Raw genomic sequence first — 11,624 nt, 5'->3', positions numbered from 1 at the left:
GGGCCACCGGGCGGTGGCCCCTACGGCACCCGCGGCGCCCGGCCACTGCCCCGCCGCCTGCCCTTGCCGCTGCCCGCCGCCTCCCCCGCCGCTGCCCGGCCGGACAGCGGCTGACTGCCCGGCGACTGTCCGGCAGCCGGCCGGTGGCCGGTGGCCGGTGGCCGGGCGAGCGGCAGTCCAGAGCCCGGCAGCCCGGCAGTCAGCAGGTCCGGCAGCCCGGCAGCCAGCGGTCCGGAGGCCAGCGGTCCGACGACGGCAGCGACAGTCCGACGCCCGACAGTCCGACAGCCCGGCGACCGCCCGTCCAGGGGCCGGTGGCCCGTACGGCGCACCGCCGGTCCAGGGGCTACCTGGGGCGGCCGGCGTGGCCGCGAGGCGACCGCCCGGAGGGCGTCGTGTCGTCGTCCTCGGGAAGCTTGCAGATGCGTTCCAGGAAGAGCGCCGCGGCGACCACGGCGATGGCGGCGAGGACGGCGAGGCCCGCGTAGATGGCCTGTTGGCGGCGGGGGGCCATGTCGAGTTTGGAGATGACGAGGAAGAGGCAGGTGCCGCCGTAGAGACCGGCGACCAACGCGGCGACCAACGCGCTGGCCTGGCCGAAGACCAGGGCGCGCGCGGCGGCGAGCGGGTCGACGCCCTTCGCGCCGGGGCGGCGTTCGCGCTGGGCGCGCAGGCGGGCGCGGATGGACAGGGCCGTGGCGAAGAGGGCGGCGGCGATGAGCGCGAGCACGACGGGTGCGGCGAGCGGCACCCGGGGCAGGGTGCCGAAGGTGTCCCACAGCCGGGCCCCCGCCCATGAGAGCACCGCCGCGACCGCGAACAGCCCCGCCAGCGTCCTGATCCGCAGCGTCCTCACCGAGTGCCCGCCTCCGCGTCCTGTCCGTCCTGTCCGACCTGCCGGTACCGCCCCGGCGCCACGCGCACTGCCCGTGGTGCCCGGCGAAGGATCTCAACGATTACTCGGGCAGCCGTAGTTCCACGTCGGTGCGGCGCTGTACGCCGGCGGTGCCGACCGCCGCGGCCAGATCGGCGACCGGGCCGCGGCCGGGCAGCACGGCCGCCGGGTCCACGTCGTACCACGGTACGAGAACGAAGGCCCGCTGGTACGCCCGCGGGTGCGGGAGCGTCAGCGCCGGGTCGTCGGAGACCACGCCCTGGTACGCGATGATGTCCACGTCGATGGTGCGCGGGCCCCAGCGTTCGGTGCGGACCCGCCGGAACGCCTCTTCGATCGCCTGGCCGCGTTCCAGCAGCGATGCGGGCGGCAGGGTGGTGCGGAGCAGGACGACGGCGTTGAAGTACGGGGGCTGGGTGCCGGGCTCCACGCCCCACGGCTCGGTCTCGTACACCGGTGAGACGGCTTTCACCCGCACTCCCGGGGTGTCCTCCAGCGCGTCCACCGCGCCCTGCAGGGTCTCCAGGCGGTTGCCGAGGTTGCCGCCGAGGGCGATCACCGCGGTCTTGGGGTTCTGCAGGGTGCTGTCGGCCGCGTCGACGCGGGCCACCACCGAGGCGGGCACCGGCTGACTGGTCGGGTCCAGGGCGGACTGCCCGGTGTTCTCGGGGTACTCCTGGAATGCGGACGTCACGGGCGTCTCCGGGTGATGGTCACGGTCACGTCGTCGAAGGGCACGGTGATCGGCGCGTCCGGTTTGTGCACCGTCACCTCCACCTCCCGCACCACCTCGTGCCGGAGGCAGGTGTCGGCGATGCGTTGCGCGAGGGTCTCGATGAGAGCGACGGGCTCACCGGACACGACCGCTGCGACCTCCTCGGCGACCACACCGTAGTGCACGGTCCGGTCGAGATCGTCGCCTGCCGCCGCGGGCGCCGTGTCGAGGCCGAGCACGAGATCGACGACGAAGACCTGCCCGTTCTCGCGCTCGTGCTCGAACACCCCGTGATGCCCGCGGACGCTCAGTCCGCGCAGCGTGACACGATCCACCTGCTCACTCCTCGCTCGCTGCCGCCGGTCGCGCCGCGATCCCCGGCCGCAGACGAATCTACGTCATCCGTGTCACTGAGCCGGGTCGCCCCCGCCCTCTCCCCCCTCGTCGTCCTCACCCTCGTCGTCCTGCTCGGCGAGGACCGGTGAGCCGTGGTGCGCCCACAGCCGCCAGCCGTCGTGGGTGCGGCGGAACACGTTGGTGGCGACGACCAGGCCGCCGACGAGCGAGCCCGCCGAGCCGTCGTCCTCGGCGGGGCCACCGGTGAGGATGTTCTCGGTGCAGGTCACCAGCGCGGTGTCGCCGTCCACGGCGACCTCGACGTCGGTGAGGAAGAACTGGATGTACTCCGTGTTCGCCATGATCAGCGCGTACGAGCGCATGACCTCGCCCCGCCCGCGCAGCACCGGCCAGCCGGGGTGCACCACGGTCACCGACTCCGCCAGCGGCCCGGTCAGCACCACGTTCTCCAAGGCGTCCAGGTCGGAGGTCTCCACCGCGTCGTAGAAGGCCTGGTTGGCCGCCTCCACCGCCCGCGCCTCCGCCGTCCGTGCGGTCACTGTGCCGTCCCCGTCCCAGCCGGTGCCGTCCCGGCTGTTCGTGTCATGGCCGCGCTCTCGATGGCGCGCGCCACCCGTACCGCGTCGGCGCTCGCCCGGACCTCGTGGACGCGCACCGCCCAGGCGCCCTCGCGGGCGGCGATCGCGGAGACGGCAGCGGTGGCCGCGTCGCGTTCGCGGGCCGGGGGCGGGCCGCCGCCGGTGTCGGCGGCGAGGACGCGGCCGAGGAACCGCTTGCGGGAGGCGGCGACCAGCAGCGGGCAGCCGAGTACGCGCAAGGACCGCAGGTGGGCGAGCAGGGTGAGGTCGTGTTCGGCGGTCTTGGCGAAGCCCAGGCCCGGGTCGATCACGATGCGTTCGGGGGCGACGCCGCCGGCCACCGCGCGGTCAAGGCCCGCGCGCAGCTCGGCGACCACCTCGCCGAGGACGTCCGCGTAGACCGCGCGGTTGTTCATGTCGATGCTCTGGCCGCGCCAGTGCATGACGACGAACGGGACCCCGGCCGCGGCCACCACCGGGATCATCGCGGGGTCGGCGAGGCCGCCGCTGACGTCGTTGACGAGCGCGGCGCCCGCCGTGACCGCCCGCTCGGCGACGCCGGCCCGCATGGTGTCCACGCTGACCAGGACGCCGGCCGCGGCCAGTTCGCGGACCACCGGGATCACCCGGCGCAGCTCCTCGGCCTCGTCCACCCGGACCGCGCCCGGTCTGGTGGACTCGCCGCCCACGTCTACCAGGTCGGCGCCCTGCGCCACCAGGTCCAGTCCGTGCTTGACGGCCAGCTCGGGATCGAACCACTGTCCGCCGTCGGAGAACGAGTCGGGCGTGACGTTCACCACGCCCATGACCGCGCAGCGGTCCCACTCCGGCAGCCCGAGGGGTCCGGTCCTGCCCTGTGACGTACTCATGAGCCCAGCGTACGGGCTCAGGCGACCGCGCTCCGCTCCCGCGGGTCGCCGTCCCGGCGTCCCGCGGGTCGCCGTCCCGGCACGGGACCGGGCGCGCCGCGTAACGGGGCTGGTGGCGGTGCGGGGGGTGGCGGCCGGGCAGGAACCGCTGGAGGGCGGCGGGCAGTGGCAGGGCGGCCGCGGAGCGTTCAGCCCCGCCCGATGATCAGGCTCATCGCCTCCGAGCGGGTCGCCGGGTCGCGTAGCTGCCCCCGTACCGCCGAGGTGAGGGTCTTGGCGCCGGGCTTGCGCACCCCGCGCATCGTCATGCACAGGTGCTCGCACTCCACCACCACGATCACCCCGCGCGCCTCCAGGATGCGCATCAGGGAATCGGCGATCTGCGTGGTAAGCCGCTCCTGCACCTGCGGGCGGCGGGCGTAGACATCGACCAGGCGGGCCAGCTTGGACAGGCCGGTGATCTTGCCGCTGGTGGACGGGATGTAGCCGACGTGCGCGACGCCGACGAACGGGACGAGGTGGTGCTCGCAGGACGACATCACCTCGATGTCCTTGACCAGCACCATCTCGTCGTGGCCCAGGTCGAAGGTGGTGGTGAGCACGTCCTCGGGCTGCTGCCACAGCCCGGCGAATATCTCGCGGTAGGCGCGGGCAACCCGCGCCGGGGTCTCGCGCAGGCCCTCTCGGTCCGGGTCCTCTCCGACCGCGAGCAGCAGCTCCCGGATCGCGGCTTCGGCCCGCTTCTCGTCGAACTCACCGACCGGGCTACCGCCGTAGATCGTCACGGGATCGGTCATGGATGCCTCGTTCCTCCTGCCGCTGTGCGGTCCTGACACAGGACCGCGGCCCCAGGCTAAAACCCTGGGGCCGCGAACCGCATTCCGGTACCGGGCCGGACCTGCGGTTTTATGGTGCTCTGTGTGACTCAGCTCTCCTGCGGGCCGTCGTCCGGCAGTTCCACCGGCTCGGCCGGCTTCGCCGCGGAGACCGCCGAGGGGGTGCTGCCGTTGGCGGGCTGGCTGCCGTTGGTCAGCGCCAGCTCCTTCGGCGACAGCACCGGCGGCCGGGTGGAGGGGGCGCGGCGGGCGGAGCCGGTCCAGGCCGGACGCGGCGGGCGCTTCACGATCGGGGCGAAGATCTCGGCGATCTCCTCCTTGTTCAGCGTCTCCCGCTCCAGCAGGGCCAGCACGAGGTTGTCCAGGACGTCGCGGTTCTCGACCAGGATCTCCCAGGCCTCGTTGTGCGCCGTCTCGATGAGCTTCTTGACCTCCTCGTCCACCAGGCCGGCGACCTCTTCGGAGTAGTCGCGCTGGTGGCCCATCTCACGCCCGAGGAACGGCTCGGAGTTGTCCGAACCGAACTTGATCGCGCCCAGCCGCTCGGTCATGCCGTACTGCGTGACCATGGCGCGGGCGGTGGCGGTCGCCTTCTCGATGTCGTTCGAGGCGCCGGTGGTCGGGTCGTGGAAGACCAGTTCCTCCGCGGCCCGGCCGCCCATCATGTACGCGAGCTGGTCCAGCATCTCGTTGCGCGTCGTGGAGTACTTGTCCTCGTCGGGCAGCACCATCGTGTAGCCCAGCGCCCGGCCGCGGGAGAGGATCGTCACCTTGTGGACCGGGTCGGAGCTCGGGGAGGCCGCCGCGACCAGGGCGTGTCCGCCCTCGTGGTACGCGGTGATCTTCTTCTCCTTGTCCGACATGATCCGGGTGCGCTTCTGCGGACCGGCCACGACGCGGTCGATGGCCTCGTCGAGCATGCCGTTGTCGATCAGCTTCTTGTCGCTGCGGGCGGTGAGCAGCGCGGCCTCGTTGAGCACGTTGCTCAGGTCGGCGCCGGTGAAGCCGGGGGTGCGGCGGGCGACGGCCATCAGGTCGACGTCCGGCGCGATCGGCTTGCCCTTCTGGTGCACGGTGAGGATCTCCAGACGGCCCTGGAGGTCCGGCGGGTCCACCGCGATCTGCCGGTCGAAGCGGCCCGGGCGCAGCAGCGCCGGGTCGAGGATGTCCGGCCGGTTGGTCGCGGCGATGAGGATCACGCCGCCCTTGACGTCGAAGCCGTCCATCTCCACCAGGAGCTGGTTCAGCGTCTGCTCGCGCTCGTCGTGACCGCCGCCGAGGCCCGCGCCGCGGTGCCGGCCGACGGCGTCGATCTCGTCGACGAAGACGATCGCCGGGGCGTTCGCCTTGGCCTGCTCGAACAGGTCGCGGACCCGGCTGGCGCCGACACCGACGAACATCTCCACGAAGTCGGAGCCGGAGATCGAGTAGAACGGCACGCCCGCCTCACCGGCGACGGCCCGTGCGAGCAGCGTCTTGCCGGTGCCCGGGCGGCCGTAGAGCAGCACCCCCTTGGGGATCTTGGCACCGACGGCCTGGAACTTCGCCGGCTCCTGCAGGAACTCCTTGATCTCCTGGAGCTCCTCCACCGCCTCGTCGCAGCCCGCCACGTCGGAGAAGGTCGTTTTGGGGGTGTCCTTGGTGATCAGCTTGGCCTTGGACTTCCCGAACTGCATAACACGGGAGCCGCCGCCCTGCATCTGGTTCATCAGGAACAGGAAGACCACGACGATCAGCACGAACGGCAGCAGCGACAGCAGGATGCCGACGAAGGCGTTCTGCTTGGACTGCGAGACCGTGTAGTGCCCCGGCAGGTCCACGCCGGACACCTTGCCGTTCTCGATGTTCTGCAGGTTGGTGGCGATCGCGGCGCCCTGGTCGCCGATGTACGTCGCCCTGATCTTGTTGCTGCCCTCGATCTTGACGCCGTCCCGCAACTGCACCTTGATGGAGTTGTCGTCCCCGGTGGTGAGCTGGGCGTTGTCGACCTTGTTGGTGTCGATCGCATTGAGTACCACGCCGGTGTCAACCGTCTTGTAGCCGCCGCCGGAGCCGACGACCTGCATCAACACGACCACGGCGAGGACAGCCAGCACGATCCACATGACTGGCCCACGGAAATAGCGCTTCACGTCCATCCATGCGGGGCGATGTCGCCCCGTCCCTCCTGCCACAGTGAGGCACCGCCGCCGGTTGGCCGCGCGTGCATCCGGTGTATTGACCCGACCTTCGGACGGTACCCCAGCATTGTCTCCCGAGGTTGCCGCAGACCGTTAACAAACCCGCTTTCCCCTGCTCCAACGGCGGGAGATCGGCGGGGGTTCCCGGGCGGCCCCGCGGGGCCGCCCGGCCGCCCGGATCTCAGCCGCCGTACACGTGCGGGGCGAGCGTGCCCACGAACGGCAGGTTGCGGTACTTCTCCGCGTAGTCCAGGCCGTAACCGACCACGAACTCGTTGGGGATGTCAAAACCAGTGTATTTCACATCGATCTCGACCTTGGCGGCCTCCGGCTTGCGCAGCAGCGTGCACACCTCCAGGGAGGCCGGGCCGCGCGAGCCCAGGTTGCTGATGAGCCAGGAGAGGGTGAGGCCGGAGTCGATGATGTCCTCGACGATCAGCACGTGCAAGCCCGCGATGTCGGTGTCCAGGTCCTTGAGGATGCGGACCACACCGGAGGACTTGGTGCCTGCCCCGTAGGACGACACCGCCATCCAGTCCATCGTGACCTCGCTGGACAGGGCGCGGGCCAGGTCGGCCATCACCATCACGGCGCCCTTGAGCACGCCCACGATCAGCAGGTCCTTGCCCGCGTAGTCCCGGTCGATCTCGGCGGCCAGCTCCACCAGCTTCGCGTCGATCTCTGCCTTGGAGATGAGCACCTTCTCCAGGTCGGCGGCCATGTCGGTCTCGTTCACACGCGGTACATCCTCATCAGGGTTTTATGACAGCGAGAAGAACAGTCTGCCATTCGCCCGGAGCACGGTGACGCCACCCGGCAGGTTGAGCGCCTTCTGCCCGCGCCAGCCGGTGACCAGCCGGTCCACCTCCTCGATGTGCCGCGCGAAGAGGAAGCCGGGCGGGGAGCCGGCGGCGACCGCGGCCCGGCGCAGCACCCGTCGCCGTACCGCCGGCGGCAAACCGTGCAGCAGGCGTACGTCCAGGCTGCCGTCGTCGCCGGCCACGTCGGCCTGCGCGTCCGCGGCCCACTGGTCGAGGGCGTCCGCGTCGTCCCGGGAGAGCTGGGCGGTACGGGCCAGTGCCTCGATCACGCCCTTGCCGAGGGACTTCTCCAGCACCGGCAGCGCCTCGTGTCTGACCCGGGAGCGGGTGTAGGCGGGGTCGTGGTTGTGCGGGTCCTCCCAGACGGTGATGCCCTGGGCGAGGCAGCCCTGCCGTACGGTGTCGCGGTCCAGCAGCAGGAAGGGGCGGCGATAGCGGCCACCGGTCCCCGAGACCGCCGCCATGCCGGCCAGCGAGCGGGTGCCGGAGCCGCGGGCCAGTCCGAGCAGCACCGTTTCTGCCTGGTCGTCCCGGGTGTGGCCGAGCAGGACGGCGGCGGCGCCGCGGCGCTCGGCGGTGGCGTCCAGCGCGGCGTAGCGCGCGTCGCGTGCGGCGGCCTCGGGGCCGCCCTGGCGGCCGACCGTGACGCCGACCGTGTCGACCGGGTCGAGGCCGAGGGCGCGCAGCCGGTTCGCGACCTCCCGGGCGCGGCCGTCGGAACCGGCCTGCAGGCCGTGGTCCACGGTGACCGCCCCGGCGCGCACGCCGAGCCGGGGCGCTTCGAAGGCGAGGGCGGCGGCCAGCGCCATGGAGTCGGCTCCGCCGCTGCACGCGGCGAGTACCAGCGGGTGCGGGTCGGCGGACGCGGTCAGCACGTCGTGCAGGACGCGGCGGACCGCCAGACGTATCGCCGCGACCGTGGGGTGGGGTCCCATGTCCGGTTCCCTCCTGGGGAGGCTTCGAGGGCTGCGATGAGCGTGGTGAGATGACGCAGGGTATTCAGATGGTGACAGAAGCCCGAGCATTACCCGAGCATCGCACGCGTCACCCCGCGCCATCGGTCCCTCGGACGGGTGAACCAGGCAGTGTCGGCGGGCGTGAGAGGGTCAGGAATCGCTGCGGCTGTGCACCCGCGCGACCCAGTCCGCCGGTTTGGCGATCTCGGTCTTGGTGGGGAGCGTGTTGGGCGAGGTCCACACCCGGTTGAATCCGTCCATGCCGACCTGGCCGACCACCGCCCGTACGAAGCGCTCGCCGTCCCGGTACTGGCGCAGCTTCGCGTCGAGACCGAGCAGCTTGCGCACCGCCTGGTCGAGCCGGCCCGCGCCGCTGGCCCGGCGCCGGCTGAACTTCTCCCTGATCTCCGCCACGGTGGGTACGACCTCGGGCCCGACGCCGTCCATCACGTAGTCGGCGTGCCCCTCCAGCAGCGACATCACCGCCGTCAGCCGGGCCAGTATCTCCCGCTGGGAGGGCGTCTGCACCAGGTCCATCAGGCTGCGGCCGTCGGTCTGCTCGCCGTCGTCGGCGCCGGCGGGGTTCGAGCCGGTGAAGGACTGCACGGCCTCCCGTACCCGCTCGATCACGGTGGACGGGTCGAGTTCGGTCTCGCCGAGGAACGACTGGATCTCGCCCTCGATGTGGTCGCGCAGCCACGGCACCGCGGAGAACTGGGTGCGGTGGGTCTCCTCGTGCAGGCACACCCACAGCCGGAAGTCGTGCGGGTCCACGTCGAGTTCGCGCTCGACGTGGACGATGTTGGGTGCCACCAGCAGCAGCCGGCCCGCGCGGGACTCCCCCGGCTCGGCCTTGACCGGTCCGGCCGGCAGCTCCCTGGTCGCCGGCGCGAACGTCTCGTACTGGCCCAGCACCCGCGAGGAAAGGAAGCTCAGCAGCATCCCCACCTCGACGCCGGTCACCTTGCCGCCGACGGTGCCGAGCACCGCGCCGCCCGGGCCGCCCGGCCGGCGCGCCTGCATCTTGCCGAGCAGCGGTTTCAGCACCTCGCGGAAGCCGGCCACGTTCGCCTTCACCCAGCCCGTCCGGTCCACGATCAGGACCGGGGTGCCGTGCGGCTGCGCGCCGCCCGGCCTGTCCCCGTACATCCGTGTGAACGCCCTGACGTGCGCCTCCGCGTCCTGCGCATGCGCCCTCAGCTCGGCGACGATGGCCCGCGCCTCGTCCCGGCTCACCTCCGGCCCCGGCCGGGTCAGCCGCTGCGCGGTCGCCACGGCGAGGTTCCAGTCGACCATCTCGGTTCCACCGATGCTCGTCATGTCTTCACGGTACGTTGCCGCTCCCGCTTTGGGGGTTCCACAGCGGTTACGGGGGAGTCCGCACGCGCCCCGGGAACCGGCCGGGCCGGTTCCCGCGCGCCTACCCGCGGGTCAGCGCCGTCGTCAGCCGGTCCAGGGCGGACCGGGCGTCCTGCGCGGACGGGGCGCCCTGGGTCATGAAGGCGAAGGCGAGCAGGCGGCCGGCGGGGGTGACCGTGGTGCCGGCGATGGTGTTGGTGCCGGTCAGGGTGCCGGTCTTCGCGCGGACGAGGCCGGCGCCCGCGGTGGTGTGGAAGCGGGCGGCGAGGGTTCCGGTGAAGGCGGCGACAGGAAGGCCGGTGAGAACCGGGCGCAGTTCCGGGTGGTCCGGGGAGGCCGCGAGGGACAGCAGGCGGACCAGGGTGAGCGGGGCGAGGCGGTCGCCGCGGGCGAGGCCGCTGCCGTCGGTGAAGACGGCTCCGGTCAGCGGTACTCCGTACCGTCGCAGCGCGGCCGGCAGCGCCTCCGCCACGCCCGCGAAGCTGCCCGGCTGCCCGGTCGCCCGGGCGACCTGCCGGGCCAGCGCCTCGGCCACGTCGTTGTCGCTGGTGGTCAGCATCCGTTCCACCAGTTCCGAGACCGGCGCGGACCGATGGACCGCCAGCCGCGTTCCCCCGGCCGCCCTGCCCGGCACCGGCGCACCCGTGACCGTGACACCGCGCCGCTCCAGCAGCGCCGCGAACGCGTCCGCCGCCGCGGACGCGGGCTCGTACGCCCTCGGTGCCGGTCCGCTCCGGCTGGCGTCGAGGCGTCCCTCACGGACCATCAGGGAGGTGACGGGCGCGAGGTTGTCGTTGCGGCCGATGGGGTGGAGCGCGGGCCCGCTGTAGTACGAGGTGTCGTACGCGAGCCGGACCGAGGTCGTGCCACGGGCCTTGAGGGCGGTCGCGGTGTCGGCGACGAGCCGCGGCAGTTCCAGGGTGGGGTCGCCGCCGCCGACCAGGACGACACGGCCGGGCTCGGTGGCGACCACCGCGGTGGTGAGGCGGTGGCCGGGGCCGAGGGTGCCGAGCGCGGCGACGGCGGTGGCGAGCTTGGTGGTGGAGGCGGGCGTGGTGGCGGTGGCGGCGCGGTGGCCGTACAGCAGCAGTCCGGTGGCGACGTCGACGACGGCGCCGGTACGTACCGGGCCCATGCCGCCGGCGACCATCAGCGGGTCGAGGCGGGAGGCGAGGCCGGTGGGGCCGGGCGGGCTGGTGCGCGCGGGCAGCGGTGCGGGCTGCAGTACGGGGGAGGCCGACGGCGCCGAACCGGCCGGCCGCGGTGCGTGCATCGGTACGTCAGCCGGTTTCTGCCGGTCGGGATGGCCGTTCCGGGCAGCGGCGTACGACCGCTCGGCCGTACGCTTGCCTGACTCCCACGGCCCGGCCGCGGCCACCGCCACGGCAGCCACCGCCAGACCCACCGCGGCCGACCCCGCAACGACCTGCCATGTCCTGCCCAGCGGCACTGCCGACCAGCCCCCTTCACGACCACACACGTGCGTGGGAGACACTTAATCACCCGTAGTATGCGCTGATCATGGAGGAGTAGGGCCTTGGAGTTCGACGTCACGATCGAGATCCCGAAGGGTTCGCGGAACAAGTACGAGGTGGACCACGAGACCGGTCGTATCCGCCTGGACCGCAGGCTTTTCACCTCGACCAGCTACCCGGCCGACTACGGCTTCGTCGAGAACACCCTCGGCGAGGACGGCGACCCGCTGGACGCCCTGGTCATCCTGGACGAGCCCACCTTCCCCGGCTGCCTGATCACCTGCCGCGCGATCGGCATGTTCCGCATGACCGACGAGGCCGGCGGCGACGACAAGGTGCTGTGCGTCCCGGCCTCCGACCCCCGGGTCGAGCACCTGCGTGACATCCACCACGTCAGCGAGTTCGACCGCCTGGAGATCCAGCACTTCTTCGAGGTCTACAAGGACCTGGAGCCCGGCAAGTCCGTCGAGGGCGCGAACTGGGTCGGCCGCGCCGAGGCGGAGGCGGAGATCGAGGAGTCCTTCCGCCGCCTGAAGGAGCACGGCGGTCACTGAGCCCCTGCCGGGCGGGGGGGCGGGGGGGG

General features: G+C 72.3%; 12 protein-coding genes. 1 reads left to right on the top strand and 11 read right to left on the bottom strand.

The window, feature by feature from the left end; genetic code table 11:
* Nucleotides 1–346 precede the first annotated feature (346 nt).
* The 11 genes from VIW71_RS15480 to dacB all read right to left on the bottom strand — a co-directional run bounded on the left by VIW71_RS15480 (nucleotide 347) and on the right by dacB (nucleotide 10,839).
* The gene (locus VIW71_RS15480) at nucleotides 347–856 is read right to left on the bottom strand and encodes a DUF3180 domain-containing protein (protein ID WP_331622856.1); all 510 of its coding nucleotides are present in this window, start codon (nucleotides 854–856) and stop codon (nucleotides 347–349) included.
* A gap of 100 nt (nucleotides 857–956) precedes the next feature.
* Nucleotides 957–1,589: a 2-amino-4-hydroxy-6-hydroxymethyldihydropteridine diphosphokinase gene (gene folK / locus VIW71_RS15475; RefSeq protein WP_331622855.1), complete on the bottom strand. Its 633-nt coding sequence runs from the start codon at nucleotides 1,587–1,589 to the stop codon at nucleotides 957–959.
* The gene (gene folB, locus VIW71_RS15470; RefSeq protein WP_331622854.1) at nucleotides 1,586–1,945 is read right to left on the bottom strand and encodes a dihydroneopterin aldolase; all 360 of its coding nucleotides are present in this window, start codon (nucleotides 1,943–1,945) and stop codon (nucleotides 1,586–1,588) included. Before folB ends, folK begins: the two co-directional genes overlap by 4 nt.
* Nucleotides 1,946–2,017: 72 nt before the next feature.
* Entirely contained in the window at nucleotides 2,018–2,506 is a 489-nt protein-coding gene (locus VIW71_RS15465; RefSeq protein ID WP_331622853.1) for a nuclear transport factor 2 family protein, read from the bottom strand.
* Nucleotides 2,503–3,414, bottom strand: a complete 912-nt coding sequence (gene folP / locus VIW71_RS15460; protein ID WP_331622852.1) for a dihydropteroate synthase — start codon at nucleotides 3,412–3,414, stop codon at nucleotides 2,503–2,505. Before folP ends, VIW71_RS15465 begins: the two co-directional genes overlap by 4 nt.
* Before the next feature lie 188 nt (nucleotides 3,415–3,602).
* On the bottom strand, nucleotides 3,603–4,211 hold the full coding sequence (folE, locus tag VIW71_RS15455; protein ID WP_331622850.1) for a GTP cyclohydrolase I FolE: 609 nt from the start codon (nucleotides 4,209–4,211) through the stop codon (nucleotides 3,603–3,605).
* 128 nt (nucleotides 4,212–4,339) lie between these two features.
* On the bottom strand, nucleotides 4,340–6,388 hold the full coding sequence (gene ftsH, locus VIW71_RS15450) for an ATP-dependent zinc metalloprotease FtsH (RefSeq protein WP_331622848.1): 2,049 nt from the start codon (nucleotides 6,386–6,388) through the stop codon (nucleotides 4,340–4,342).
* A 223-nt stretch (nucleotides 6,389–6,611) separates the two neighbouring features.
* Nucleotides 6,612–7,151 (bottom strand): hypoxanthine phosphoribosyltransferase, encoded by a 540-nt coding sequence (gene hpt / locus VIW71_RS15445; protein WP_331622857.1) that lies wholly within the window; start codon nucleotides 7,149–7,151, stop codon nucleotides 6,612–6,614.
* Between the two features lie 39 nt (nucleotides 7,152–7,190).
* On the bottom strand, nucleotides 7,191–8,186 hold the full coding sequence (tilS, locus tag VIW71_RS15440; protein ID WP_331622847.1) for a tRNA lysidine(34) synthetase TilS: 996 nt from the start codon (nucleotides 8,184–8,186) through the stop codon (nucleotides 7,191–7,193).
* Between the two features lie 171 nt (nucleotides 8,187–8,357).
* A complete protein-coding gene (locus VIW71_RS15435; RefSeq protein WP_331622846.1) occupies nucleotides 8,358–9,527 on the bottom strand; it encodes a zinc-dependent metalloprotease in 1,170 nt (389 codons plus the stop codon).
* 100 nt (nucleotides 9,528–9,627) lie between these two features.
* Complete coding sequence (dacB, locus tag VIW71_RS15430) at nucleotides 9,628–10,839, bottom strand: D-alanyl-D-alanine carboxypeptidase/D-alanyl-D-alanine endopeptidase (protein ID WP_331622845.1); 1,212 nt, start codon at nucleotides 10,837–10,839, stop codon at nucleotides 9,628–9,630.
* A 264-nt stretch (nucleotides 10,840–11,103) separates the two neighbouring features.
* Between dacB and VIW71_RS15425 the strand changes: the two genes are divergently transcribed.
* Entirely contained in the window at nucleotides 11,104–11,595 is a 492-nt protein-coding gene (locus VIW71_RS15425) for an inorganic diphosphatase (protein ID WP_331622844.1), read from the top strand.
* Nucleotides 11,596–11,624: the final 29 nt, after the last annotated feature.

The organism is Streptomyces sp. (assembly GCF_036524955.1).
Classification (GTDB): Bacteria; Actinomycetota; Actinomycetes; order Streptomycetales; family Streptomycetaceae; genus Actinacidiphila.
This window is presented reverse-complemented; position numbering and strand designations above follow the sequence as displayed.